A 25,256-nucleotide genomic window follows, 5' to 3' on the forward strand; every position below is an offset into this window, starting at 1 on the left:
TAGTTTCAATTAATTCAAACTAGCATATCTATTTAATTTTCATCAAACTCGCCCATAAAAAGTCCTCACCAAACATTTCAGAAGGCTGTGAAACCTTTACCATTTCCCTAAATTCAAGAATTGTAAAGTCTTCTATGAAAATACGTTTCAATCTTTCTTCCGAATAGCCAATACCTCTGTTCATGCTTCTTTGTTCATAAACATCCCAGTCAGCAGTTTCTGCAGCCGCTTTTGTATTAAAGCAAACTAGACCGAAGTGGCCGTCTTTTTTTAGCGCTTTTTTTATTGTTTCTATATAGCTCAATCTGCGATGTGGGGCAAGATGATGGAACATGCCGCTATCATAAACAAAATCATAACTGTTGGGTTCGAATTCATACTCAAAAAGGGAGACTTGGCGAAAATTAATATCCACCTTTTCAGAAAGTGCCCTTTCTCTAGCCCAGGTCAATGCATTTTCTGAAATATCAATGGCATCAACTGTACAACCCATTTTTGCTAGATAAATTGCATTCCTACCAGGTCCACATCCTATCTCTAACACTCGTTTAGGCAACAGACCTTCCTCCAAATAGGAAACTAGATTTTCATCCGGACCTTTCACTTTAAAGAATGGAATCTCCTTATTTCTGTCCTCATAAAAGTTATTCCAGAATGTCTCCGGTTCTCTTAGAAGTCCGTCTAACATTTCGTAAAGATCTTCATTATTGATAATTTCTTTAGCCATCTTATCTCTCCCCTTACCTTATATGTAATATTGTACCAACCCCCTATCTACCTATTGTTACAACGCTTTTAAAGTTAGATGAAAAAGCTGAAATTGGAAGCCGTTATCCCCTGTTTATTCTCTTTCTATCGCAATTCTAGTACCCCTATTTTTCTTTTAACACCATTAATTGACCCCTGGGCTAGGAACATCTTAAATGATGTTCCACCCCACCTAAAATCATTCAGGCTAATGATGTATGATCCACCTACTCTCCAAGTTTGTAACATTCGTAACGAAATTGTAACAAACAATTTAAAAGAGGACGATTACCTCGAAAGTAATCGTCCCACTCCATAATAATTTTTATTTTATGGCCATGACATCAAAGTCGTTTACCACAACCGTGTTTGAAAATATCTCTTTTGCCTCTTCTATTAATGAGAGAACATCCTCTTGCTGGTACCTTGCACTTATGTGCGTTAAGAGCAATTGTTTCGCTCCTGCCTCCTTGGCAACCTGTGCAGCCTGGACAGTAGTGGAATGGAAATACTCTCTTGCAAGCATTTCATCCTTTGCTGCAAAAGTTGCCTCATGGATAAGAACATCCGCCGCTTCCGCCAACTCAACAGAAACAGGAGTAAACCTAGTATCTCCAAGGACGGTAATCACCTTCCCCTTTTTCGGAGGACCGATATAATCTTTCCCTTCTACTATTCTACCGTCAGACAAAGTAACACTTTTCCCCTCTTTTAGCTCTTGGAGATGAGGGCCTGATGGAATCTTGCTTTGCTTGACTTTCTCCATTAATAACGCACCTGGTAAGTCTTTCTGAACAAGCCGAAAGCCAAAGGAAGGAATTCCATGGACAAGTTTTTTTGCTTTTATGGTGAAATCCGCTTCTTCCAAAAGTAACCCTTCTTCTTCAAACTCTTCAATAATTAATGGATACTTCACATGCGTCATACTCACTCTCAAAGAAGTTTCAATATACTCTTTTATCCCTACCGGCCCGTAAACCGTCAAAGGTGTTTCCCCACCTTGAAAAGAACGGCTGCTTAACAGTCCAGGCAAGCCAAAGATATGATCTCCGTGTAAGTGGGTGATAAAAATTTTAGTAATCTTTCTTGGTTTTAATGATGTATGTAAAATTTGGTGCTGTGTTGCTTCCCCACAATCAAAGAGCCACACAGAACCCTCTTTATCATCTATATGTAATGCCAGCGAAGATACATTTCGGTGCTTTGCTGGAACACCAGAACCTGTACCTAAAAAAGTTAGTTTCATATTCATCCGCTCCTCTTGTTCCATTATACTCAAAAAAGAAATTTTCCATAATATAAACAATGAATATAGTACAATGATAGTATTACGGATAAAGGAGAATGGATGCTATGGATAACATTTCTACAATCGTATTTGACCTGGACGGTACGCTTTATGAGGATACCCACCACTTTCAGTATTACGCCGATCTTCTCAAAAACAAATTGCCTGCGGAAAAACAAACCATGTTTGCAGAAGACTATAAAGCTATTGAGGCAGGGACGCATACGCTAAAGATGGGTATGGTGTATGATGCAAAGAAAGATCTAATTCTGGCACATAATGATGGGAAAGTATTTAGAGGCTGGACTTGGGATGGAGTAGAAGTATCCCAAGATAAACTCACTTCCCTATATCTAGGCACGCTTCAATTTGACCTGTTTGATATGCTCAGTATCGGGGATCTATGGTGGGTACCAGTTTCCATTGCTAAGCACTACGGATTAAGCAGCGAGGAAGCTTATGCGGCATTCCTGCAAACAAGAGAACATATGATGACAGATGACTTTCTATTAGAACCATTAGCAGAGTTTGCTAATGTATTAGAAAAACTCCATAAAAAGTATACATTAATCCTTATGACTAATAGCCCGCAGACAGACAGCGATGTCATATTGAAGAAACTTGGATTCACTTCTTACTTCCATGATAAAATTTATGAAGCAAATAAACCGGTAAACACGGCAGATCGTCTCTCATACATATCTAAGGAACACCATGTTCCTTACAGCCAAATGCTGAGCGTGGGTGATAACTATATTAACGAAATTCTTCCCGCTGCTTTATTGGGTTGTAGTACAATTTGTATTGATCCTTTTAACCTATTTAAAGAAAGCGAAGCAACCTATACAGTCTCTGGATTATCAGAGCTTTCTATGCTATTAGATAAATCATTTTTAAAATAACACTTCAGGGTGTTATTTTTTTTTGAATAAAATGCTTGCCTTTAGAACATCTGTTCGATTATAATAAAAACAGAACAAACGTTCTAAATACTAATGAGGTGATACTAATGAAATTAATCCAACAATCTTTCTACGTTACTTTGAAGCTATTGGCTGTTTCCGGATTTGCCATTCTTTTTTATGTCATGATGACAGATAAGACAAGCAATGCCCCAATGTTCATGCTTAGCTTGATGACATCCCTTAGTTTAATTGCGATTCCTGGAATGAAGAATGTTATTAATAACTACGAAGAGACTCATCATGAATCCTGATTCTTCTACTGTAACCAAGGAAACTGCCCTTAAAATTGCAAAAAGAATGATTCATTATAATGTTACTAATGACTTGGATATAATCAGCTCCGTGGTGGATGTTTGTAAGGAAGATGTCGTTTCCTATCTGAAAAATCCACCCAAAATAAAAAAAGCCCTGCAATCGAGCATTACAGGACCGGGTTAATCAGTTATTATTCTTTTGTTCTTCTACTGGAATCTCAGGGATAATAACTGGTGCTACTCCTCCACCACCGCTTCCACTCTCATGATAATACATCGGTACTTTTCCTGGAATGACTAGATCTCCTATTTTAACAGAGTTATTTATCTCCATTGGCTGTTCGACCAAAGGAATGATAATGTTCATCTTCACACTCACATTTACATAAACCTCTATAACCGTATTATTTATTCCTGTTTCAATCACTTTCGTTTCCACATTCGAGATAACATCACCCAGGATCTCAAACCGCACTGGTATTTTCGGGCCAAGATTGGAAAAGAGGGTCGTTTTGGTCGCCATCCCTAACGGAACCTTATATACGATTCCATTCTGCTTTTTTGATTCTTCGTAATCTATATTCAAATCATTTTTATAGGATTCCATTCCTTCCAGATTGCCTTCTTCAAGGAAATCCAAATACCTTTGAACTCTTAACGTAGTTTCAGAAATCACCGTGTTGACTACTTTATGATTTGTACTAAAAGCTACATGATCCGTACCTTCATTTAATACGATAATTAATTCCTCTGGATTTAGACTGTTTGCTATCTTCTTTGAGACGGCATCATTAATAGCTTGTGTTGCAATCTGCCGTGCTTTCGTTTCTGCTATACTTCTTAAACTCGGTTCTAGATTTTTATTGATGATAATCAAACTAAAAACCGTCAAAATATTAAATAATATAAATGTAATTAAAAACACGTACTTTAATGGCAGTGGCCCACTTTTTAATAAAGAAGTCCGACGCATTCTTCTCATAGTTGCAATCCTCCTCCCCTTATATATATAAGAATGTTGGACAGATTATTAATCATTTTTTTGCTAAAGTGAAATCTGATATTATAAGTTTTCTAGCTGCTGATTGGAGCAATAGGCGCAGACTCCAGCGGGGGAGTAGCGACAATGTTGAGACCCCGCAACGAAGTGAGGAGGCTCAAGGTCGCCCCGCGGAAAGCGAAGCCGTTTGCGGAAATCAGCAGCAGTATACCAGGCTATATTAATTGGATATAAAAAAACTGCAAACCAATATGGCCTACAGATCAGTAATTTCTTATTCTAAAAAATCCTTCTGAAAACTAGTCGTTATTTTAGCCTTTGAGCCCGCATCCGCAGTATTCTTATTCTTAATACCCCGTTTAATAATCCCCTTCCCAAATTTATCTTCTAGGTCTTGAAGGGTTTTATGCAAAGGTTCTTTTTTGGCATCTTCTTGAAATGTGAAAAGATCTAGCTGTTTAACGGACTCATCCTTTTCCACCAGTTCTTGAGCAGTTACACCCAACAAGCGGACAGGTTCCCCGTCCCAATGCTTCCTAAGTAAAAACATAGCAGCATCTTTAATATCCTTTTCACCTTCTATCGGATTAGAGAGCTTTCGACTCCTTGTCACCGTATGATGAATACCGTATCTGATCATTAGCTGAATGTTATGACTGAGCACTGACTTTCTTTTCATTCTTGCACTAACGGAAGACGCGAGCTTCTCGATGGTCTTTTCTAACAACCGTTCATCGTCTGAATCCTTTGGTAAAGTAGTAGAGTTTCCTATACTTTTAAATTCAGAGACACTATCAGGATCCACTGGACGAGTATCAACACCGTTTGCTCGCTTTTTTAACCTCTCTCCATTAATACCAAGTAGATGTTTTAGTTGATAATCATTGCCTTTAGCCAAATCTCCAATTGTAGTGATATTGATCGTCTTCAATTTTTCGGCAGTTTTGGCCCCTACCCCATGCATTTCCCCCACATTCATAGGCCAAAGGATTTTCTCAATTTCTCTTTTTCTTAGGATAGTGATTCCCAGGGGCTTTTTCATATCCGATGCCATCTTCGCCAAGAATTTATTCGGCGCAATCCCAATGCTACATGGCAACAAAAGTTCCTTTTGTAATCTCAATTGAATTTCTTTTGCAATTTGTAGAGATGTTAAGGGTCCTGAATAATCTGTCACATCCATATAACCTTCATCAATGGAAACCGGTTCAACTTGGTCTGTATACTCCCTTAACAAATCAAACATAGCTTGGGAACTTTTCCTGTACCTGTCAAAGTTAGGCTTTCGCACAATAAGCTGGGGACATTTCTGTCTTGCTTCCCATAAAGGCATCGTTGTTTTCACACCAAAGGCTCTCGCCTCATAACTACAAGTTACGATAATACCTTTTCGCTCTTCTACATTACCCGCAATTGCTACAGGTTTTCCTTTAAGTAAGGGGTCATAGGCCATTTCAACAGATGCGTAGAAACTATTCATATCTACATGAAAGATTACTCGATGTCCTTTTGTGATTTTTCCATTCATACAGCTCACCCTAAATTTCTTTGCTTATTTATCAACCAACTTTGTCAGAAGTTCACTTAATGCTTTTAATTCCTCCGTATTTAACGATACTCTTTCTAGGAATTTGTTTGGAATACACTCTACCTCTTTGTTTAAGTCTTTTCCTTTTTGGGTAAGAGTTATCACAACACTTCGTTCATCTTTTTTGGAGCGGCTTCTTGTAATTAATTGATTTGTTTCCATACGCTTTAACATTGGGGTTAAAGTACCAGAGTCCAGAATTAGCTTTTCACCTAACTTCTTCACAGAAATAGCATCCCTTTCCCACAGTACCAATAGAACGAGGTATTGAGAATAAGTTATGCCCAGCTCATCTAAATAAGCCCTATATAATTTCATCATTTTCTTTTCTGCGGAGTAGATTTTAAAACAAAGTTGATTATCTAATTTTAAGTTGCTTTCCATACATATATCTCCTTTAAATCTCAATAATACTATTGTACAACTGACTTGCCTCATACACAAACTAGTTTTAAACAACTTATTAGTTGACTAAAAAAATTACGTACGATAAGATAGTGGAGAATTAAGTTTTGTACAATTTAATTTTGAGCAATTTAAAAGGAGCGATTTGACATGGATGCATTATACACAGCGAAAGTAACAGCCTCAGGTGGTAGAGCTGGAAAAATCCAAAGTGAAGATGGGACGTTAGATCTTGCACTTGCAATGCCAAAATCATTAGGCGGAACAGAAAAAGAAGGCGCAACCAATCCAGAACAACTATTTGCTGCCGGGTATTCCGCTTGTTTTGACAGTGCACTAAACCTTGTTGCAAGACAAGCACGTCAGAAAATTGAATCAGAAGTAATTGCAGAGGTTTCTATAGGGAAAGATACGGATGGCGGGTTTAAACTAGCTGTCGTGTTAAATGTCAGCATCAATGGGGTTACACAAGAGGAAGCAGAAGAGCTTGTTAAACAAGCACATAACGTGTGCCCATATTCTAAAGCTACACGAGGAAATATTGAAGTAGAACTAGTAACAAAAGCACAATAATACCTAACAAGACCACCCGCTAATAATTGCAGGTGGTCTAATTTTTTGATGATTAGAGACTAAATAGTAGAAGCTTCTACCGCATCCTTGATATCGTGGACTTGTTCAAGGCCACCCACTAAGTTATTCGGATTAATAATTGCAATCAATCGACTATCAAGATTGACCATCCCACTTATATACGGAGAAGATTGAAATGCCAACACATTTAAATCTTTTATGGCCTCTTTTTTTACGTCCAAAATCTCTTTAGCGTCTTCCACTAATAATCCTACAGAAAATTCTGATGTTTGCACCACAATTAAACGGGTTTTATCGTTTACTACAACCGCGTCAGAAAATAATATTTGCTTCACGTCAAGAACTGGTATTAGTTGTCCCCTTACTTTCATTAGGCCTTTTAGATAAGCCTCCATTTCAGGTAAAGCTGTAACTGTTCCAAGCTTTTCAATGGACACTACATATTCTACTGGTATACCATACTCTTCTTCCTTTGCTTCAAAAATCACTAGTTTTTGGGATTCCATGACTTTTCTCCTATTCGACCTTTTTCTCTATTATAAAGCAAGGTATTAAAAAAAGCTTGGCAAATTCACCAAGCTTTCCCATCTTATTTTGCTACTTCTTTCATGATGCTAACAACCAGTTCCGTTGTTTTAATCAATTCTTCAATTGGCATTCTTTCATTTGTTGTGTGGATTTCTTCGTAACCAACAGCAAGGTTGACTGTTGGAACGCCAAATCCTGCGATAACATTGGCATCACTGCCTCCGCCGCTACGTTGTAGTTCAGGCGTTCTTCCGATTTCCGTGACCGCACGCTTTGCTACTTCCACCACGTGATCGCCATCAGCAAATTTGAAGCCTGGGTACATAACGTCTACTGTTACTTCCGCACGGCCACCCATATCTGCTGCAACTGTTTCAAACGCATCCTTCATTTTTGCCACTTGAGTTTCCATTTTTTCAGGAACTAGAGAACGAGCCTCTGCTAAAATATCGACACGGTCACAGACGATATTTGTTGGACCGCCACCTTCGAAACGTCCGATATTTGCAGTCGTTTCTTCATCAATTCGGCCTAAAGGCATTTTTGCAATGGATTTTGCTGCAATCGTAATCGCAGAAATTCCTTTTTCTGGTGCAACTCCAGCATGAGCCGTCTTTCCGTAAATCGTTGCTTTAACTTTTGCTTGTGTTGGGGCTGCCACTATGATGTTTCCAACTGTCCCGTCACTATCAAGGGCAAAACCGAATTTAGCCGTTACTAAAGCTGGATCTAGAGCTTTTGCTCCTACAAGACCAGATTCTTCACCAACCGTGATGACGAACTCGATTTTTCCGTGCTCAATGTTATTTTCTTTTAATACTTTTACCGCTTCAAGCATGGCAGCAAGACCTGCTTTATCATCTGCTCCAAGGATAGTCGTACCGTCAGTCACGATGTAACCGTCTTTAATAGATGGTTTTATTCCCTTACCAGGAACCACTGTGTCCATATGGGAAGTGAAATAGATGGTATCCACACCATCTTTTGTGCCTTCAAGTGTACAGATCAGGTTACCTGCACCATGTCCCGTTTCATTCATGGTATCATCTTCTACTACTTGGACACCAAGAGCAGAAAATTTTTCTTTTAATACTTTGCAAATTTCTGCTTCAAATTTCGTTTCTGAGTCTACCTGTACAAGCTCTAAAAATTCTTCAACAAGTCTGTCTCTGTTAATCATATGTATGTTCCTCCTACTACTTTTTGAATCCCATCCTATTATAACCTATTCATGAGATTTTTTCCTTGCTTGAGCATACACCAATAAAAAAGATAGCAGGGTTTTTCCACCTACTATCTCTCGTCATCAATTAAAGTGGGATATTCCCGTGTTTTTTATATGGTCTTGTTTCCTTTTTATTGCGAAGCATTTCTAGTGATTGTATCAATTTGATCCTTGTCTCTCTTGGATCAATCACGTCATCTACCATTCCTTGGCTTGCGGCGACATATGGGTTAGCAAACTTTTCACGATACTCTTCAATCTTCTGTGCGCGTGTCTCTTCGGGATTATCGCTCTCATTGATTTCACGGGCAAAGATGATGTTTGCAGCTCCTTGAGGGCCCATAACTGCAATTTCCGCATTCGGCCATGCAAATACAAGATCTGCACCAATGGATTTACTATTTAGGGCTACATATGCTCCACCATATGCTTTACGCAAAATCACGGTCAACTTAGGCACAGTCGCTTCCGAGTAAGCGTAAAGGATCTTGGCACCATGACGGATGATTCCGCCGTGCTCTTGTTTAACACCTGGGAAGAATCCAGTAACATCCTCAAACGTAATCAACGGAATATTGAAGGAGTCACAGAATCGAATAAATCTGGATGCTTTATCAGATGAATCGATGTCAAGACCGCCTGCCATCACTTTTGGCTGGTTACAAACTAGTCCTACGACCTCTCCCTTCAGCCTTGCCAATCCAACTACGATATTTTTGGCAAAATCTTTATGAACTTCCATGAACGACCCTTCATCCACCACTTGGTTGATGACAATTCGAACATCATAAGGTCTGATTGCATCAAACGGGATAGCATCCGCTAAATCAGGACGATAGTCATCACCTTGTTCGCAAGATATCCTTTCGGGCTTTTCTTCATTGTTTTGTGGAAGATAACTTAGCAAGTTTCGAACCTGTGCCAGTACTTCTTCCTCTGAAGAACTAGAGAAGTGAGCATTACCGCTTATCGCGTTATGTACTTTTGCACCACCGAGTCCTTCTGAACTGATTTTCTCTCCTGTTACCGTTTCAATTACCTTTGGTCCCGTGATAAACATTTGACTCGTCTTTTCCACCATGAATACGAAATCAGTAATTGCCGGAGAGTAAACGGCACCGCCTGCACATGGTCCCATAATTACCGATATCTGTGGAATCACTCCAGAATAGATAGAGTTTCTGTAAAAGATATGACCGTATCCATCTAATGAAAGAACACCTTCCTGGATACGCGCCCCCCCAGAATCATTCAAGCCGACAATAGGTGCACCATTTTTCGCTGCCATGTCCATGACATTGGCGATTTTCTTTGCATGCATTTCTCCTAAGGCTCCACCAAATACAGTGAAGTCTTGTGAAAATAGATAGATTGGTTTTCCGTTCACTTTCCCGTAACCCGTGACAACCCCATCTCCAGGACCTTTTTTCCCCTGCAGCCCGAAGTCATTGCATCGGTGTTCGATGAATGGATTAAGTTCTACAAATGTCCCTTCATCCACCAGAAGTTCGATTCGCTCTCTTGCAGTCAATTTCCCTTTTTCATGCTGCTTGTCTATGCGATCGTCTCCACCGCCAAGTTCTACTTCGCGACGTTTGTCATAAAGCTCGTTTATTTTTTCATAGATATCAATTGTCATGCTGTTTCGCCGCCTTTTCGCAGAATTCTACTAGTACGCCATTACTTGCTTTAGGGTGCATGAAAGCAATATTCGCTCCTCCTGCCCCGATTCGGGATTGCTTGTCAATCATCGGGATTCCCTTTTCAATCATTTCTTGAATTCTATCTTCTATTGATTCTACACTTAAGGCTACATGGTGAATGCCTTCCCCACGCTTTTCGATAAATTTGGCAACCGGACTATCTGGAGAAGTAGGTTCCAATAATTCCAGCTTACAATTCCCGGCATCGATGAATGCCACTCTTACCATTTGCTCCGCTACATGTTCAACAGATTTAAAAGTCAACCCCAAAGCCTCTGTATAAAATGGAAGCGCTGTCTCGATTGAGTTTACAGCAATCCCAATATGATTTACATTTTTAATCATGCCAATCCCCCCTTGTTGTATGTCCCCTAACTATGACTCTATAACATTTCGACTTTTTGTGCAAAATTCCTTCCTTTTTCGTCTAGAAACCTAACTTGAGAAAGAATTGAAATCCATGTAAAATAGGGATAGTAGAATAAATGGGGAGTGAATAACTCAAATGATGAACCGCAAATTCCAAAAGGTTGTCGTCTATTTAATGATTGGCGTCATGCTTATTACGACACTATTAGCTGGAGCTTCCATGTTTTTTTAATAGATTAACAGACAAAAACGAGCCAGAGATACTTGGCTCGTTTTTTTTTGATTAGCTGTAGAGCTTTATAAGGTCGTCAATATTGAACAAGAAAACAACAAATACAACATTCATAAGCAGTGTAATGAAGAATTCTTTTGATTCCTTTATATAAATATATTGGATAATTGCCTGAAAGCTGAATAGAACTGTAAAAAAGAGAATAAAGAGATGCTTCATTTGAAGGACACCTGTTTCAATAACGGCCGGATACAAAATGAAAATTAAAATGGCACAAATAATTCTTCCGATCAAATCAATTTTCTTTCCTTTTGGATCTGTTAGCTTAACACGCTTTATTCCAAGTAACTTTCTTACTGCCACATCAATAAAAACCAGTGCCACTGCAATCGTTAGCATTATCCACACAAAAGTCATTCAAGCACTCCTCCCCTATAATACTTTACGAAATTCTGCAATCAGTACCAACATAACAATTTCCATGATGAGTAAGAAAATAACTGCAATAATCAATAAGAATCCTAGCATCTCTCCTAGCGGAAATCCTACTAAAGCAAAAATACTAAGACCTACATACAACATCAGCCTGGTCCTAGCCTTTTGTGATACTTCAAATTGTCCTTTGCTTTCAGCTACCTTAATCAGCCTGCTGATAATAAGATACATCAAGATTAAGTGCAACACTCCAAGCCCTGTATAATAAAGAGAGTTCAAAAAATAGTCCCCATTGTAACTCATTGGATCTGCACCGTTGGCTTTCGGTATGAAGAAAGCGGGAAAAGATATGAATGCAATAGCAACCGCCCAATTTCGCTCCCTCTCAAAATCAAGTTGCATCAACCCATATGCAATCATGGCATAGCCAACAAAATCTGGAATGATATCTACATACTCAATGTTTATGTCAATTAGCACAAAAAGAAATCCCCATAATATTTTTGTAAGACCTCTATAAGTATCGTGCATGTTATCCCCCCTCAACTGTATTCAGTAATTATACGTTTGATTTTACAGAAAGTTTCAAGTACAAAAGAAAAAACCGAACTAATAGTCCGGTTTAGTAATTCTAATTCCCTACTCCAATACACCCTTTTCTCTCCCAAGCTCCTCAAAAGATTTGCCTGTCTTCACGATCCAAATTTTAGTTCCCACAGGCACTCTGTCGAATAATGCTTCCACATTCTTATTTTCCAAACGAATGCAACCTTGTGTCACATATCCCCCGATGGAATAGGGATTGTTTGTCCCGTGAACACCATAGGTCCTTCCATCAGTATCTTGTGCGTCAAAACCAATCCACCTTGTTCCTAGCGGATTTTTCGGATCGCCGCCAGCGATGTCTTTTTTACGATAGTATGGGTTAATTGCTTTTACCGTAATAGTAAACTCACCCTCAGGTGTAAGTTCTTTCGATTTTCCCGTGGCTACAGTATGGACCTCTTTCAATTCTTCTCCTTGAAAGTAAGCAAGTTGATTTGTTTGTTTATTAACAATAATATATGGATCGCCTGGAAGAGGATTTGGTCCAAGCGGCCAGAGTGGTGATGTTACCAATGCGAAGATTATTGTAAAAATGAACACCTTTCATCCACCTGCCTTTTAGGTATAGTGTGGTTGAAAGGTGTTCATTCCATTCGTTTACTTCGTAGTTTCCAAACCGATAAAATCGCTTTTAAGTATAAGGTATTGTTCAAATTCTTTTAAGAGATGACGAAGTCCCGCTCTTGTCTCAAACTCCTCACGGCTTTCAGGTAGCGGCATCTCTTGAAATGCTTCGTGCATATCGCGCAAGCGCTGTAAGAAAAGATAAGCCGTATTGCCTGCATGAATGGCATGTTCAAGGTCCTCTATGAAATCTGCTACCATATGTGCTTGCTCCACATTATGTTCAATTGAAGCCACTATAGGAAGCATCCTCTCCATGACATCCAACTGTTTTTCTCTCATTTTAAAGTAAAAATAATGATGATTTTCCTCCCGTCTGAAGTGATTTTCCACATCACGGAATGCCAAACTTTTCGCTTCTTTTAATATCTTATTTGTCTCTGGAATCTCTTGGCCATCCCAACCGCGGTCTCCGTGGCGGAGAAAATAGGCTATTTCGGAAAACACCTTATGAAAGTTTTCTTCCACCTGTAACTGGTAGCTTTTCAATTCCTTCTCTACACTCGGCATATAGGTGTTCATTATAAGTGCTACACCAATTCCAATTGAGATGATGCTTAACTCATTGACTACTAGCCCTATTGAGTATGCTTCAACTGAATAGACGTGAAGAAGGATAACCGAACTCGTTGCTATTCCCTCTGTTATCTTAAGCATAACAGTTACAGGTATAAAAAATAGCAACAGCAACGCTATGGAGACCGGATTGTACCCTAAAAGCTCAAAGAACACGAAGCCAAATAAAAGGCTTAAGGAGCATGCGATAAAGCGCGCAGTTGCCACTTTCCATGACTTCCTTACTGTATTTTGAATACAGAGTATTGCAATGATCCCGGCGGATGCGTAAAAGTCCAGCTCTAATAACTGAGCGATACTAATTGCAATCCCTGTACCGAGGGCCGTCTTTGCTGTCCGGTATCCAATTTTAAATTTTCTCATACATAAAACTCTCCCGACTTTCGTTTGTTCAATAAATCACATAGTACTACTATACATGAAAAATGTGGGGAGTTGTTTACTTAATTTTTGGGCTATCATTTTAAAAGATCCTCAAATTCATCTACCAGCTCTTCAAACCTTTTTAACGATTCTTCAATTGGTTCTTTTTTACTCATGTCCACTCCAGACCGTTTCAGAATATCGATTGGTGGTAGGCTGCCACCTGAAGAGAACAGCTCTTTTACTATCTTGTTTTGTGCCTCAGCGCCGCCTTCTTCCAGTTGTTCTGCAAGGGCTGCGGAAGCGGCAAAACTTGTTGCATATTGATACGTATAGAAGCTTGAATGGAAAAAGTGAGGAACCCTCGCCCATTCCATCGCGATTTCCTTGTCAACGTCCATGTCCTTCCCATAATACTTTTTATTGAGATCATAATAGACCCCTTTAATAGCCTCTGCATGTAAAGGCTCTTCGTTTTGTCCCATTTCATGAATTATCTTTTCAAACTCCGCGAATTGCGTTTGACGGAATAGCGTTACCCTAAAATCCTCTAAGTATTGATAGAGAGCATGAATTTTTTCTTCCTTCGTTGTTGCTTCATCCATCAATTGCTTATGAAGAAGATGCTCTTGCAAGGTAGAGGAAACTTCCGCCGTAAACGTCACATATCTTGCATCTTGATAAGGCTGCTTTTCATTGGAAAAATAAGAATGCATCGCATGTCCCATCTCATGTGCAAGAGTCAAGGCATCACTAGGAAGTCCCTGATAATTCAATAAAACAAATGGATGGGAGTCATATGACCCTATTTGATAAGCTCCTGTAGCTTTACCCGGAGTGTTATAAACATCCACCCAATTGGAAGAGAGCCCCTTTGATAGCGTTTTGATATAAGCCTCTCCTATCGGTGATAACCCCTTTATGACTATTTCCTTTGCCTCTTCATATGGAATCTTTTCCTCTTTTGTATAAGGAGAAGGGGCAGATAAATCGTACATATGCATGGAACCGTCGATGCCAACATATTTCTCTTTCAATTTAAGGTATCGATGAAATAATGGAAGTCCTTCTTCAACGGTGTCTATTAGTTGTGTGTAAACTTTCGGGTCAATATCGTTTCTCTTTAGATGAGCTTCTAACGAGGAAGAATAGTTCCTCGTTGTAGCAAAAAAGTTATTCGCTTTTACGATATTGGCAAGCATGGAAGCAAAGGTATCCTGGTAATTTTCAAGGGTCTGGTAATACGTTTGGAAAGCAGCCTTCCTCACTTCCCGGTCCTTGCTTGACATATAAACTGAATACAAAGGTGCAGACATTTCATACACTTTTTCCTTTACCGTAAAGCTTGGGAGGACAAGGTCTTTAGACATCATCGTAAAAAGCTCGCTCGGTGCGTTAACAATCGGCATTGTTTTAATTAGCATTTTCTCCATTTCTGGAGGCAGAGAATGAATTTTATCCTCATACGTATCTTTTAAATGGTTGTAATATGGCTTAAGTTTTGGACTTTCGAGAATCTCCTGCCACTTTTCCTTATCAATTGCCTGCAATTCATTCGAGAACCATGCTGTCCGCTCCACCACATAGATCATCATATTTTGACCTTCATCAGATAGGGCCTGAGCGGATGTATTGCTAATGTCTACATCCAGGTTGATTCTTGAATAGACAAAGATTTTTTCCATTAAGCGAAATAGCTCAAAATAGTCTTCTAAAAGGGGGAGGATTTGTTTATCACTGTCCAGCTTTTCTTCTTTTTTGGCAAAACGATCTGCCAGCTTTTTGGCTTTATACACATCCTGTTTCCATTGCGTTTCATTCTTATATAGAGTCTGTAGGTTCCATTTATATTCGGCTGGAATATCAGCACGTGATTTGTAGGTTGGGCTTTCTGCGTTGGTTAGAGTTGTGGTGAAACTTAGAATGACGGTTATTAATAGTGATATGATGATTCGTGTGGTTTTCATTATCATTGTGGTCGTGGTCCTCCCTTAGTTTTCTGCTAAGGGTTAGTGTTTGTTTTCCAGCTTTTTCTATACATTTAGTTTAGGATGAGGGGGTTGGTAAGGGTACTTGAGTTTCTGAGAGGGAAAAAAGAATGTCCGGGTCGATGAAGACATTCTTGGGGTAGATTTTGTGATGAAAGTGTCTTCATAAGGTGCATGAAGACACTTTCGGGGTGATTTACGCGTTGGAAGTGTCTTCATCAACTGGATGAAGACACTCTTAGGGTCTATTTCGCGATGAAAGTGCCTTCATCCAGTTAAATAAAGGTGTAGCTATGATTTGTGTAAATCCCCCTACCATTTCAAACCATTAACCAAAGAAATTATTTCACCTGCGTCTTCTCTCCCCCATTGTTCAATTTCTTGTCTTAAGGAAGATAGGGTCCCATATCCTTTCACAAAACTGTTTAACCTCGCTACCAAAGTAGCATTGGTGAAGGCCTCTTCAGTAGCGAAGTGCTCTCGTAACTTTTGTGTCGCACTTGAATACCTTTTTAGGTAATATTTCTGGTGTTTTTCTTCAGCAAGAGTGAAATGAACAAGTGGTGCAATTTCCGTTCCTATTGATTGCGAGTTAGTACCTTGTATTTCTTGCTTTATTTTTTCTAAATCTTCTTTTTGATAAATGTCATGGTATAAAAATAAGGATAGATATTGCCTGCCTTTATAATTTCCTCGATTGGAATTATGTGAGCTCCAAAAATGTCGGACAATATCTTCAAAAGTTATTTGATTAGGATCAAAGTCAATCTGTAGACACTCGGTGTGATCTCCCATTTGTTTGTAGGTAGGCGTCTGAGTGGTTCCACCTGCGTAGCCTACTCTTGTGCGAATGATTCCTCTCAAATACCCGAACCGGGCATCAGTTCCCCAGAATCAGCCCATGCCGAGAGTGGCGGTTTGGAGGTTGTGGTCATGATTGGTCATTGTATGTGCTCCTTTCTTTGGGAAGAGTTATTGTTTATTAGTGTTAAGTTAGCATGAATAATTATGTATGTACAACAAAAACCAGCTCCTCCAAAGAGAGCTGGTCCCACCTCAATCCTACAACATCTTCTCCAAAAACACCTTAGCACGCTCGGACTTCGGAGCTGTAAAAAACTCAACGGGCGGCGCGTCCTCCACAAGCATTCCATCATCAAGGAACAATACGCGGTCAGCAACCTCACGGGCAAAGCCCATCTCATGTGTCACAATAGCCATTGTCATTCCCGTTTGGGCAAGAGCTTTCATTACTTCAAGTACCTCTTTTACCATCTCCGGATCCAAGGCCGAAGTTGGTTCATCAAACAACATTACCTCGGGGTCCATCGCAAGAGCTCTGGCAATTGCCACACGCTGCTTTTGACCTCCAGACAGGCGATTAGGATATTCCTTCGCTTTCTCAGCTAGTCCCACTTTTGCAAGCAGATCCGTCCCTTTCGCTTCGGCTTCCTTTTTCGAAACTCCTTTTACAGATACAGGAGCATATGTTAAGTTTTCTAGAACTGTCTTGTGAGGAAACAAGTGAAAGTGTTGAAAAACCATTCCCAAATCCTGACGCACTTTATTGATGTTCGTTTTCTTATTTGCAACATCTTGGTCTTTAATCCAAATGTGACCGGAAGTTGGCTCTTCCAGTAGATTCATACAGCGAAGTAAAGTGGATTTCCCAGACCCAGAAGGCCCGATGATTGCCACTACTTCCCCTTCTTTAATTTGTGTAGAAATCCCCTTTAACACTTCTAGTTTGCCAAAGGATTTATGCAAATCTTCTATTTTAATCATAGCGTCTCATTCTCCTTTCAATGAGCTTGCCAATCAATGTTAGAATCATTACTAACACGTAATAGATAAGTCCGGCAAACATGAATGCTTCTAAGTATGCATAAGTATTCGATGCTGTCATAAAAGAACGCCTCATGACGTCCATTACGCCGATAACTGTAACTATTGCTGATTCTTTAGTAAGTGTAATATATTCATTCATAAGTGCTGGTAAGATATTTTTTAATGCTTGCGGTAAAATGATGTCTTTCATCATTTGGCGATATGGTACGCCAAGGGCCATGGCAGCTTCTCGCTGTCCTTTATCAACTGCCATAATTCCTGCACGGATTACCTCAGAAATATATGCCCCTGAGTTTAACCCGAATGCAAGGATGGCAGCAGTAACCGGTTCAAGCGTGATGCCAATTGCTTGCGGCAATCCAAAAAATATTAACATTAATTGAAGAACAAGCGGTGTTCCTCGGAATATGGATGTATAAATATCCGCAAAGATTCTAAGCAGTTTGATTCTGCCAATCTTACATAAAGCCAATAGCGTTCCAATGATAAAACCTAGTATCCCAGCCAGTGATACGACTTGGAGCGTTACCTTTACACCCGCAAGGATATAATCCATGGAACCCGTTATGGCGCTAAAATCTAAGAAGTCGATCGTCAAGTGCTACCAGTCCTTTCTGTCATATTAACAAGAAAATCAAAAGGGCGGTTACTGCACCCTTTTGATTTTGTATAGTCTTATTCTTCTTCCCCACCGAACCATTTGTTGATTAACTTTTCCATCTCACCGTTCTCTTCCATTTCTTTTAGAACACGGTTGAATTCCTCTGTTAATTCGCTGCCTTTTGGAAGGGCAATTGCAGATCCTTCTTCATCAGATTCAAGTGTAAAACCAGTAAGGTCTGCATCTTTTTCCATGAACCCTTTCATAACTGTATCTTCAATTATTGCTGCATCAAAACGGCCAGTTTTCAAATCTTGAACAATTTGTGGGATGCGGTCACGGTTTTCAATAGTAATATTCACTTCTTCCGCAATTTCTTCGGCTTTATCATATTGGATCGATCCCATCTGAACCCCAACCGTTTTACCTTCTAAATCTTCCAAACTAGTAATATTGCTATCTTTCAATGAAACAATCATGTGATTGGCTGTATAATATACATCTGTAAAATCAACTTGCTCAGCGCGCTCTTCTGTCGGTGTCATACCCGCCAAAATAAGATCGATGTTACCTGATTTCATAGCGGTAATTAAGCTACTAAAATCCATATCTTGAACTTTCAATTCATAACCAAGTTCTTCTGTAATAGCTTTTGCAAGGTCCACATCAAAACCGATAATTTCTTCTCCAACTTCAGTATCAATGTACTCAAAAGGCGGATAGTCTGCGGAAGTTCCCATTACTAACACTTTCTTTCCATCTTCACCTTCTCCACTCGTTTCATCCCCGTTCCCGGATGTTCCACAAGCGGACAACAAGCCTACTACTAAAATACTAATTAATGAATACAAAAACCATTTTCTCACAATAATTTCCCCCTGTTCTTTTTTTCAGAAAAGTTAAAAATTTAATCTAATTATGAAACAAACCTACATATAAATCAAGTGTTATTATGATGTATGTTTATTCGGATAAATGTATTTTAACACATGTTAATATTTATGCAATATAGTTAATAAAGATAAATAAAGTTTTTCTATTTTTATTATTCTGAAATATACGATTCTTGTTATAATTCCTTTAGTCTAGGTTCATGTTATAATTACAATGGACTAGAAAAAGGAGGTGAAAAAATATGAATAGAGATGCTAAATTGGATTTGATTTTGAATAGGATGTTGGATTTTCAACAGTCTCAAGACGAAATGAAAAAAGAATTAAAAGGATTAAACGAAAAAACTTCCATCCTCTCTGACAATCAGATCCTAATGAAGGATGAGATTCGTGGGCTTAACGAGAAAACTTCCATCCTCTCTGTGAACCAGATCCTGATGAAGGATGAGATTCGCGGACTTAACGAGAAAACTTCCACACTCTCCGAGAACCAGATCCTGATGAAGGATGAGATTCGTGAGCTTAACGAGAAAACTTCCACACTCTCCGAGAATCAAATACTGATGAAGAATGAGATTACCGGACTTAATGAAAAGACGTTTATGCTTACAGCCGGACAGCATCAAATAAAAGAAGAACTTCATTCTTTGACAAACACCACTGGTACACTTCGGGAAGAATTCTATTTATTCAAGCATGATGTGAACGACCGGTTTAATGAGATAAACGCTACTCTGACTAGAATAGAAGAGGATCAAACGAAGGATATTGAAGCAATACTTGAAGAAATATCTGCAAAATTGGATGAAAGAGATCAACGTGATTTTGAATCATCATAATTAATTTCCTTAAATATACCCAATGGAGTTTGTCCTCGTAAGAACTTCTATAGTAAAACATTTATAAAAATTCCTTTAAAAAAGTGCAGGGAGCACTTTTTACGAAAAGTGTCCCCTGCACCAACAATAATCCCCCTAAGCACTCAACTCTACAGCCATTCGCTCTTTTAACTTCCTTCTAGCTCTATGGATCTTCGATTTCACTGTAGCTGGATTCATCTCCAAAGCTTTAGCGATTTCCCGCTCCTTTAATCCCTTTTCCATTTTTAGAACGAGCAGCTTCTTGTCTTCAATTGTGAAGTCTTCCATCTTTTCATCCAAGAGCTCTTTCAACAATTTCGCTTCCACTTCTGCTGCAACATTATGGCGTGCTTCTTTTCCAAGACTATCTAACACATCTAATTCCATTGGACATCCACCGATTTTTTTCTCTCGTCTAATAAAATCAATAGCTGTTCTTGTTGCAATCACGCAGAGCCAAGCTCCTACTTTATCACTCTCTTGTAAACTATCCAACTTCTTATACGCCTTTATAAAAGTTTCCTGCACATTGTCTTCAGCCAACTGTCGGTCGCGAATAAGAGAAAAACTCACATGAAAGACCCTGTCATAATGCACATTATATATTGTAGTGAAATCCACTTATTCCACCACTCTCAAGCAGATAATCACTTTAAATAAATCCCCATCCGTTTCAATATCGAGACTGCCTTCATGCAAATCAATAATCGACTTAGCAATCGCAAGTCCGAGGCCAGATCCTTCCGTATTCCTAGATGTATCTCCTCTTTTAAAACGTTCGTATAATTCCTCACTTTGATCATTCAATTCATATTTTGAAACATTTTTAAACGTGATTTTTGCTTTATCACCAAGCTGTTGAACCTGAATATATACACGTGAGTTTTCTAATGAATACTTCACAATATTTCCAATTAAATTATCAAATACACGCCACATTTTCTGTCCATCCACCATGGCATATAAAGGTTTATCCGGGTTGGCAACACGAAATTGCAAATTAGATTCTTTCAATGAATTATCATATTCCGCCAGCGCTTGTTGCAGAAGTTGATTAAGGTCCACTCGCTCTTTTACAAGCTCGATATTACCACTTGCCATCTTTGATACTTCAAATAAATCCTCAATTAAACCCTTTAAACGTTGTGACTTTCTATCAATAATCTCCAGGTACGCGGACCGGTCCTCAGCAGTCAGGTCGTTTTTCTTCAAAAGCTCCGTGTATGTGATGATGGAGGTCAAAGGTGTCCGAAGATCATGGCTGACATTTGTAATCAGCTCCGTTTTCAAGCGTTCACTTTTTGCCTGCTCATTTAATGACACCTTTACTCCTTGATTCAATATATTTAGGTTTGCTGCCATTTTAGCAAGGATTGAATTTCCTTTTACTTCAAGTGGATCGCCTAATTTTCCTAAAGCCATCTCTTCAGTTTTTATAGATATCTTATTAAAATTACCGACACTCTTTACTAAAAGAATAAACGTCGGCACTCCTATGAAAACAGCGAACAAGAAATATAGCAGGAAGAAAGCTATATCAATAAAAATCATAAAGAATCCAAGGCCTAGTCCAAAGACGATCGTCAGGAGAACGAACACTTGGATGCCTGTAGTTGTATTTAAAAATGCGTCCTTTACGATAAGGAAGAGCTTTTTATACACCTTTTTACAAAATCTTAATACTCTAAGAAGCACACTTCTTGTCCATGCTTCCTTAAAATCAGACATATTTCGCATGGTTGCTATCAAATATCTTATTTGGTAGTAGGTTAGTAAACTCAAGCATGCAGCGACTAGAATACTAATTATGAATTCAGTGGCCCATGCAGTTGATAAGCTGTATGTCAATTGATTAATACAATCATGAGCCCACATTAAACTGAACAATAACAAAAAGGTAGTTAATCCCAAGGCTGCAATCCTTAAGTCAACTGGAATTTTTTTATATAGCTTTTGCCACTTCCCCGCTTGTTTTGGCAGAGAAACAATTTTTAACATGGTGATAAACCATAATAATGATACAATCAGTGAACTTATCCCAAGTCTCCAAAACCAAATCCTATTCTCTTCATAATTAGTTTTAAAAGTCATCAATAGGCTATCGGATGAAAGTTCTAATGGCACACCAATCTTCCCATTAAAATCACCTTTAACCTCCGCCAGTGCTTGGTACAACCAATCCTCATAGGGCCAATTGTATGAATGAAAATACCTATCTCCATGTATCGTGTAATTGGTAACATATTGCATGTTGTTTTCATTGAATAATTGTTCTTTTGAATTAATTTGGGCATCTGTGTTAGTATAGCTTTCGCCGTTTTGTTCAAAAAAGTATAACAACTCATCGCTGAGCAGAGATGAAATAGGAGGGAAGTTACTTTCATCTTCAAAGTAGGCTTCCACTATTTTTTCTTTTTCTGCTCTTATTTTCTTCTCTACATGTTCATCACTAGAAAAGTTCTTTTGAATATCATCTAATTTTTCATTTCTTTCAGCTACTATCTCTTCTGGTTGCTCGCTTATCTCGCCATCCTCTGCAAGTTGAAGACGCTCCTCATATTGATAGCGGATGTTATCAAGTTGAGCATCCAAAGAACCATATTTATAACGATGCTCTTCTATTTCTTCCATGGAGACGTGTATCTTTTCTTTAACACTCTCTTCAGATAACGTTCCTAATTCGCTGGTAATCAAATAATTGGCATATTGCGCAAGTTCCTGCTGAAATTCTTCTGTCTCAAAATAACTTTCCTGATTGAACCTATCTAAATTTAATATAAAATAAAAGCTTCCACTTAACGCACAAACAAAAACTAGTGCCATTAAAAAAGCTACTATTCTATTTCTCCATCTTGTACCCAATCCCCCATACCACCTTTAAATATCTTGGATTTTTCGGATCTATCTCTATCTTCTCTCTAATTTTGCGAATATGTACCGCCACTGTATTTTCCGCATTGTAGCCAGGTTCTTTCCAAACCCGCTCGTATATATCATTGATGGAAAATACCCGGCCGGCATTGGTCATCAGCAGCTCCACTATTTTATATTCAATCGGCGTCAATTTGACAGGATCTCCTTGAACCGTAACTTCCTTCAATTCTTTATCAATGGTCAGGCCGTTCAGATCAATCACTTTCTTAATTCCTTCAAACGTTCCAAGTGTGACATACCTTCTGAGCTGGGATTTCACTCTCGCGACAAGTTCCATCGGATTAAATGGCTTTGTTACATAATCATCCGCTCCCACTTGCAAGCCAAGAATTTTATCGGTATCCTCACTTTTTGCGCTTAAAATAATGATTGGGATGTTCTTCTCCTCGCGAATTCTGTGCGTAGCAGAAATTCCATCGAGCCTCGGCATCATTACATCTAGTAAAATTAGATGCACTTCATTTTCATGAAGCATTTCTAACGCTTCCACCCCATCTTGAGCTTTTAAGACCCTAACACCTTCATTTTTCAAATAGATTTCTATCGCATCTCTAATTTCTTTCTCATCATCTACTACCAATACCGTATAGTTCGCCATCTCTCACCCTTCTCCCACTTACCATTCTTTCTCTATGTACACATCATATATGGTAAATCTTAAGTATTATTGAAGTATTTTCTTAAGAATTTCTTAAGTTACTAACCTATTATATAATTGTTCCGAAGTGGGAAACATAGGTAATCACAATTTATTCGGTGTAAAACAAAGAGGCACGCCAGTATTAATAGCGTGCCTCCCATTCATCATTTATTTAGTTCTTGATAAATTCGATTTAAAAGCACTCTGTCGGGATCTTGACTCAACTCCCACATCATCGCTCCACCAAGATCATTCTTTTTTAAAAAATCGGTTTTCTTCGCAATAGATTCCTCGTCGTCATAACTAATGAATGTATTGCCATTATACAGTACTGGCACTTGGGTTTCTTCTATCCAATAACGTTCAAATCCATTTTTTTCAATATAGTCCGCTTTAAGTTTTCCATAACTTAACGATGTACCTCCATTAAAGTCCTGATACAGTCCATTGTTGTCAGCATTAGCTTCATGGAAAACGCGTCCGTAAAACGGCAACCCCATCACCAGCTTATCTGCCGGCACACCACTTTCCATATAAGTTTCAATCCCGTCTTGGACACTCCACTGCCAACTGAACGCACTATTAGGATCTTTATACAATGGCGCATTCAGACCGGTCAACTCATCCCATTCCCCATTAATATCATAGGTCATTAACTGTATATAATCGACATATTGATGCAGCTCAGATAATTTCATGTTTGCAGCATGTGATTCACTGGCTCCTGCTGCGATAGTAAGCAAATACTCCTTGCCATCCTTTTTTTCTTGGTCGTTCAAGGTTTCCCTGATCTTTTTAAGTAAAAGGGTATAATTTCGCTTATCCTCCGGGCGGTTTACATTATCAGGATGTCCCCCACTCACCGGGTACTCCCAATCCAAATCCACCCCATCAAAGCCATTTTCTAAAATAAATCGTCGAACACTTTCTGCAAATTTGGTTCTAGAATCTTCAGAAGCCGCTGCGTTGGAAAAGTTTTTCGACCAAGTCCAACCTCCCACAGAAATCATTGTTTTCAGTTGAGGATGCTGCTTCTTTAGCTGTTGCAAGTCCTTGAAATTATCATGGTCAATTGCTGGGTCTCCCACAACTATTTCTCCATCGTTTGATATATTAGCAAACGCATAGTTTATATGTGTCAGTTTACTAGCATCAATGTTGGCCACGTTAAATCCCGAATAACTGGACCAACCAGCATAATAACCGACCATTTTGTAGTCCGCTTCCTCTTCTTTATTCTCTACCGTAACCTTTTTCGTTGCTACCGCCTTTTGTCCGGCGCTATCATAGACAACGATTTTCAGAATCTGCTCACCATTTTCCACCCAGGGATCGGTGGACCAATTGATCGTGTATGGTGCTTCAGTCTTTTCACCAATTAAGTAGTCGCCATTACTTGAATAAAATTCAACCTTATTAATTGAGTAGTCATCTTTTGCTTCTAACTGGAGTTTTACATCACCACTTACTACAGAATCTTCCTTTTCATCTGAAGAAGAAGTATGGGTGAAATTAATAATCTCAGGTGGGTTGTCAGTTACTTCCTCCACGACTTTTGGTTTCTTTTCTGAGCTCGAATCAGTAGATACTGGCTTTGTTGAATTGAATAAATATATAGTTATGGCACTCCCTATAACTAGCAGAGCCAAAAGAAAAAACGTAAGTTTCCGTCTAAGTTGCATATTCTGTTACTTCCTCCTATTAAACTGCCTAACTATTATTGTAATATTCTATAGGGAGAGGATGTAGCGGTAAATATTAGCTTTAGATTCTACAAAAAAAACACTTATCCTCTGGTAACCGCCAAAATGGAATCAAGTTCTCAGATGCTTTGCAATAGTGGCCGAATCTTGCCCTTACGCTTCATTCTTGACTGTTCCAATATAATTCATTGTCAAAAAGCTCTTCATCACGTCTATGAGGACGGCTCTTCTCCTTTTTCCTCGTCACTGAAGTCTTCATCACGTCTATGAGGACGGCTCTTCTCTTT

Annotated in this window: 27 protein-coding genes and 1 pseudogene; 6 read left to right on the plus strand and 22 right to left on the minus strand. The window is 38.9% G+C overall.

The window, feature by feature from the left end:
* Nucleotides 1–28: 28 nt before the first annotated feature.
* Entirely contained in the window at nucleotides 29–727 is a 699-nt protein-coding gene (locus tag LC091_RS01080) for a class I SAM-dependent methyltransferase (RefSeq protein ID WP_226679875.1), read from the minus strand.
* A 345-nt stretch (nucleotides 728–1,072) separates the two neighbouring features.
* Nucleotides 1,073–1,993: a ribonuclease Z gene (gene rnz / locus LC091_RS01085; protein WP_226679876.1), complete on the minus strand. Its 921-nt coding sequence runs from the start codon at nucleotides 1,991–1,993 to the stop codon at nucleotides 1,073–1,075.
* A 107-nt stretch (nucleotides 1,994–2,100) separates the two neighbouring features.
* Between rnz and LC091_RS01090 the strand changes: the two genes are divergently transcribed.
* The 3 genes from LC091_RS01090 (at nucleotide 2,101) to LC091_RS01100 (ending at nucleotide 3,438) form a co-directional block, all read left to right on the plus strand.
* Nucleotides 2,101–2,937 (plus strand): HAD family hydrolase, encoded by an 837-nt coding sequence (locus LC091_RS01090; RefSeq protein ID WP_226679877.1) that lies wholly within the window; start codon nucleotides 2,101–2,103, stop codon nucleotides 2,935–2,937.
* 107 nt (nucleotides 2,938–3,044) lie between these two features.
* The gene (locus LC091_RS01095; RefSeq protein ID WP_010194176.1) at nucleotides 3,045–3,251 is read left to right on the plus strand and encodes a hypothetical protein; all 207 of its coding nucleotides are present in this window, start codon (nucleotides 3,045–3,047) and stop codon (nucleotides 3,249–3,251) included.
* Nucleotides 3,241–3,438 carry a hypothetical protein gene (locus LC091_RS01100; RefSeq protein ID WP_226679878.1) on the plus strand — a complete coding sequence of 66 codons (198 nt, stop codon included), beginning with the start codon at nucleotides 3,241–3,243 and terminating at the stop codon, nucleotides 3,436–3,438. Before LC091_RS01095 ends, LC091_RS01100 begins: the two co-directional genes overlap by 11 nt.
* Here the strand turns inward: LC091_RS01100 and yunB are convergent, their stop codons facing one another.
* From yunB to LC091_RS01115, 3 genes are all read right to left on the minus strand, one after another.
* The gene (yunB, locus tag LC091_RS01105; RefSeq protein WP_168864628.1) at nucleotides 3,439–4,236 is read right to left on the minus strand and encodes a sporulation protein YunB; all 798 of its coding nucleotides are present in this window, start codon (nucleotides 4,234–4,236) and stop codon (nucleotides 3,439–3,441) included. It abuts the gene before it with no gap.
* A gap of 292 nt (nucleotides 4,237–4,528) precedes the next feature.
* Nucleotides 4,529–5,782, minus strand: coding sequence for a DNA polymerase IV (locus LC091_RS01110; RefSeq protein ID WP_226679879.1), 1,254 nt, complete (start codon nucleotides 5,780–5,782; stop codon nucleotides 4,529–4,531).
* 24 nt (nucleotides 5,783–5,806) lie between these two features.
* On the minus strand, nucleotides 5,807–6,226 hold the full coding sequence (locus LC091_RS01115) for a MarR family winged helix-turn-helix transcriptional regulator (protein WP_226679880.1): 420 nt from the start codon (nucleotides 6,224–6,226) through the stop codon (nucleotides 5,807–5,809).
* 171 nt (nucleotides 6,227–6,397) lie between these two features.
* Between LC091_RS01115 and LC091_RS01120 the strand changes: the two genes are divergently transcribed.
* Complete coding sequence (locus LC091_RS01120; protein WP_226679881.1) at nucleotides 6,398–6,820, plus strand: organic hydroperoxide resistance protein; 423 nt, start codon at nucleotides 6,398–6,400, stop codon at nucleotides 6,818–6,820.
* 59 nt (nucleotides 6,821–6,879) lie between these two features.
* Here LC091_RS01120 and LC091_RS01125 read toward each other — a convergent pair whose 3' ends face one another.
* The 4 genes from LC091_RS01125 to mce form a co-directional block, all read right to left on the minus strand.
* Nucleotides 6,880–7,347: a chemotaxis protein CheW gene (locus LC091_RS01125; protein ID WP_226679882.1), complete on the minus strand. Its 468-nt coding sequence runs from the start codon at nucleotides 7,345–7,347 to the stop codon at nucleotides 6,880–6,882.
* Nucleotides 7,348–7,430: 83 nt separating this feature from the next.
* Nucleotides 7,431–8,549: a tripeptidase T gene (locus LC091_RS01130; RefSeq protein WP_226679883.1), complete on the minus strand. Its 1,119-nt coding sequence runs from the start codon at nucleotides 8,547–8,549 to the stop codon at nucleotides 7,431–7,433.
* Nucleotides 8,550–8,679: 130 nt separating this feature from the next.
* Nucleotides 8,680–10,227 (minus strand): acyl-CoA carboxylase subunit beta, encoded by a 1,548-nt coding sequence (locus LC091_RS01135; protein ID WP_148988468.1) that lies wholly within the window; start codon nucleotides 10,225–10,227, stop codon nucleotides 8,680–8,682.
* Entirely contained in the window at nucleotides 10,223–10,642 is a 420-nt protein-coding gene (gene mce, locus LC091_RS01140) for a methylmalonyl-CoA epimerase (RefSeq protein WP_226679884.1), read from the minus strand. Before mce ends, LC091_RS01135 begins: the two co-directional genes overlap by 5 nt.
* Before the next feature lie 160 nt (nucleotides 10,643–10,802).
* On the opposite strand from mce, the gene prli42 reads away from it, so the two are divergent.
* The gene (prli42, locus tag LC091_RS01145) at nucleotides 10,803–10,898 is read left to right on the plus strand and encodes a stressosome-associated protein Prli42 (RefSeq protein ID WP_010194162.1); all 96 of its coding nucleotides are present in this window, start codon (nucleotides 10,803–10,805) and stop codon (nucleotides 10,896–10,898) included.
* Nucleotides 10,899–10,949: 51 nt separating this feature from the next.
* Here the strand turns inward: prli42 and LC091_RS01150 are convergent, their stop codons facing one another.
* From LC091_RS01150 to LC091_RS01190, 9 genes and pseudogenes are all read right to left on the minus strand, one after another.
* Nucleotides 10,950–11,315, minus strand: coding sequence for a DUF4181 domain-containing protein (locus tag LC091_RS01150; RefSeq protein WP_226679885.1), 366 nt, complete (start codon nucleotides 11,313–11,315; stop codon nucleotides 10,950–10,952).
* A gap of 15 nt (nucleotides 11,316–11,330) precedes the next feature.
* A complete protein-coding gene (locus LC091_RS01155) occupies nucleotides 11,331–11,864 on the minus strand; it encodes a hypothetical protein (RefSeq protein WP_226679886.1) in 534 nt (177 codons plus the stop codon).
* A 108-nt stretch (nucleotides 11,865–11,972) separates the two neighbouring features.
* A complete protein-coding gene (locus LC091_RS01160) occupies nucleotides 11,973–12,473 on the minus strand; it encodes a L,D-transpeptidase (RefSeq protein ID WP_226679912.1) in 501 nt (166 codons plus the stop codon).
* A gap of 63 nt (nucleotides 12,474–12,536) precedes the next feature.
* The gene (locus LC091_RS01165) at nucleotides 12,537–13,502 is read right to left on the minus strand and encodes an aromatic acid exporter family protein (protein WP_226679887.1); all 966 of its coding nucleotides are present in this window, start codon (nucleotides 13,500–13,502) and stop codon (nucleotides 12,537–12,539) included.
* A 95-nt stretch (nucleotides 13,503–13,597) separates the two neighbouring features.
* The gene (gene pepF / locus LC091_RS01170) at nucleotides 13,598–15,469 is read right to left on the minus strand and encodes an oligoendopeptidase F (RefSeq protein ID WP_226679888.1); all 1,872 of its coding nucleotides are present in this window, start codon (nucleotides 15,467–15,469) and stop codon (nucleotides 13,598–13,600) included.
* Between the two features lie 333 nt (nucleotides 15,470–15,802).
* Nucleotides 15,803–16,372, minus strand: a pseudogene (locus LC091_RS01175) (peptide-methionine (S)-S-oxide reductase MsrA); the annotation flags it as partial.
* Nucleotides 16,373–16,552: 180 nt separating this feature from the next.
* The gene (locus LC091_RS01180; RefSeq protein WP_226679890.1) at nucleotides 16,553–17,275 is read right to left on the minus strand and encodes an amino acid ABC transporter ATP-binding protein; all 723 of its coding nucleotides are present in this window, start codon (nucleotides 17,273–17,275) and stop codon (nucleotides 16,553–16,555) included.
* On the minus strand, nucleotides 17,268–17,894 hold the full coding sequence (locus LC091_RS01185) for an amino acid ABC transporter permease (protein WP_226679913.1): 627 nt from the start codon (nucleotides 17,892–17,894) through the stop codon (nucleotides 17,268–17,270). Before LC091_RS01185 ends, LC091_RS01180 begins: the two co-directional genes overlap by 8 nt.
* Before the next feature lie 119 nt (nucleotides 17,895–18,013).
* The gene (locus LC091_RS01190; RefSeq protein WP_226679891.1) at nucleotides 18,014–18,805 is read right to left on the minus strand and encodes a transporter substrate-binding domain-containing protein; all 792 of its coding nucleotides are present in this window, start codon (nucleotides 18,803–18,805) and stop codon (nucleotides 18,014–18,016) included.
* A gap of 269 nt (nucleotides 18,806–19,074) precedes the next feature.
* Between LC091_RS01190 and LC091_RS01195 the strand changes: the two genes are divergently transcribed.
* Nucleotides 19,075–19,671: a hypothetical protein gene (locus LC091_RS01195; protein WP_226679892.1), complete on the plus strand. Its 597-nt coding sequence runs from the start codon at nucleotides 19,075–19,077 to the stop codon at nucleotides 19,669–19,671.
* A gap of 135 nt (nucleotides 19,672–19,806) precedes the next feature.
* Here LC091_RS01195 and LC091_RS01200 read toward each other — a convergent pair whose 3' ends face one another.
* The 4 genes from LC091_RS01200 to LC091_RS01215 all read right to left on the minus strand — a co-directional run bounded on the left by LC091_RS01200 (nucleotide 19,807) and on the right by LC091_RS01215 (nucleotide 24,948).
* Nucleotides 19,807–20,313 (minus strand): RNA polymerase sigma factor, encoded by a 507-nt coding sequence (locus LC091_RS01200; protein ID WP_226679893.1) that lies wholly within the window; start codon nucleotides 20,311–20,313, stop codon nucleotides 19,807–19,809.
* Nucleotides 20,314–22,554, minus strand: coding sequence for a sensor histidine kinase (locus LC091_RS01205; protein ID WP_226679894.1), 2,241 nt, complete (start codon nucleotides 22,552–22,554; stop codon nucleotides 20,314–20,316). It abuts the gene before it with no gap.
* On the minus strand, nucleotides 22,532–23,224 hold the full coding sequence (locus tag LC091_RS01210; protein WP_226679895.1) for a response regulator transcription factor: 693 nt from the start codon (nucleotides 23,222–23,224) through the stop codon (nucleotides 22,532–22,534). Before LC091_RS01210 ends, LC091_RS01205 begins: the two co-directional genes overlap by 23 nt.
* A 206-nt stretch (nucleotides 23,225–23,430) precedes the next feature.
* Nucleotides 23,431–24,948: a glycosyl hydrolase family 18 protein gene (locus LC091_RS01215; RefSeq protein ID WP_226679896.1), complete on the minus strand. Its 1,518-nt coding sequence runs from the start codon at nucleotides 24,946–24,948 to the stop codon at nucleotides 23,431–23,433.
* Nucleotides 24,949–25,256 lie beyond the last annotated feature (308 nt).

Origin of the sequence: Sutcliffiella horikoshii (assembly GCF_020524325.1) — a bacterium.
GTDB lineage: Bacteria > Bacillota > Bacilli > Bacillales > Bacillaceae_I > Sutcliffiella_A > Sutcliffiella_A horikoshii_D.

Bases quoted from the DNA above. Each gene is read 5' to 3' on its own strand.
- LC091_RS01095 (WP_010194176.1), top strand. From the start codon at position 3,045: ATGAAATTAATCCAACAATCTTTCTACGTTACTTTGAAGCTATTGGCT.
- LC091_RS01155 (WP_226679886.1), bottom strand. From the start codon at position 11,864: ATGCACGATACTTATAGAGGTCTTACAAAAATATTATGGGGATTTCTT.
- LC091_RS01115 (WP_226679880.1), bottom strand. From the start codon at position 6,226: ATGGAAAGCAACTTAAAATTAGATAATCAACTTTGTTTTAAAATCTAC.
- LC091_RS01195 (WP_226679892.1), top strand. From the start codon at position 19,075: ATGAATAGAGATGCTAAATTGGATTTGATTTTGAATAGGATGTTGGAT.
- LC091_RS01125 (WP_226679882.1), bottom strand. From the start codon at position 7,347: ATGGAATCCCAAAAACTAGTGATTTTTGAAGCAAAGGAAGAAGAGTAT.
- pepF (WP_226679888.1), bottom strand. From the start codon at position 15,469: ATGAAAACCACACGAATCATCATATCACTATTAATAACCGTCATTCTA.
- LC091_RS01210 (WP_226679895.1), bottom strand. From the start codon at position 23,224: ATGGCGAACTATACGGTATTGGTAGTAGATGATGAGAAAGAAATTAGA.
- LC091_RS01165 (WP_226679887.1), bottom strand. From the start codon at position 13,502: ATGAGAAAATTTAAAATTGGATACCGGACAGCAAAGACGGCCCTCGGT.
- LC091_RS01100 (WP_226679878.1), top strand. From the start codon at position 3,241: ATGAATCCTGATTCTTCTACTGTAACCAAGGAAACTGCCCTTAAAATT.
- LC091_RS01180 (WP_226679890.1), bottom strand. From the start codon at position 17,275: ATGATTAAAATAGAAGATTTGCATAAATCCTTTGGCAAACTAGAAGTG.
- LC091_RS01110 (WP_226679879.1), bottom strand. From the start codon at position 5,782: ATGAATGGAAAAATCACAAAAGGACATCGAGTAATCTTTCATGTAGAT.
- LC091_RS01130 (WP_226679883.1), bottom strand. From the start codon at position 8,549: ATGATTAACAGAGACAGACTTGTTGAAGAATTTTTAGAGCTTGTACAG.
- prli42 (WP_010194162.1), top strand. From the start codon at position 10,803: ATGATGAACCGCAAATTCCAAAAGGTTGTCGTCTATTTAATGATTGGC.
- LC091_RS01215 (WP_226679896.1), bottom strand. From the start codon at position 24,948: ATGCAACTTAGACGGAAACTTACGTTTTTTCTTTTGGCTCTGCTAGTT.
- LC091_RS01185 (WP_226679913.1), bottom strand. From the start codon at position 17,894: ATGGATTATATCCTTGCGGGTGTAAAGGTAACGCTCCAAGTCGTATCA.
- rnz (WP_226679876.1), bottom strand. From the start codon at position 1,993: ATGAAACTAACTTTTTTAGGTACAGGTTCTGGTGTTCCAGCAAAGCAC.
- LC091_RS01150 (WP_226679885.1), bottom strand. From the start codon at position 11,315: ATGACTTTTGTGTGGATAATGCTAACGATTGCAGTGGCACTGGTTTTT.
- yunB (WP_168864628.1), bottom strand. From the start codon at position 4,236: ATGAGAAGAATGCGTCGGACTTCTTTATTAAAAAGTGGGCCACTGCCA.
- LC091_RS01090 (WP_226679877.1), top strand. From the start codon at position 2,101: ATGGATAACATTTCTACAATCGTATTTGACCTGGACGGTACGCTTTAT.
- LC091_RS01120 (WP_226679881.1), top strand. From the start codon at position 6,398: ATGGATGCATTATACACAGCGAAAGTAACAGCCTCAGGTGGTAGAGCT.
- LC091_RS01080 (WP_226679875.1), bottom strand. From the start codon at position 727: ATGGCTAAAGAAATTATCAATAATGAAGATCTTTACGAAATGTTAGAC.
- mce (WP_226679884.1), bottom strand. From the start codon at position 10,642: ATGATTAAAAATGTAAATCATATTGGGATTGCTGTAAACTCAATCGAG.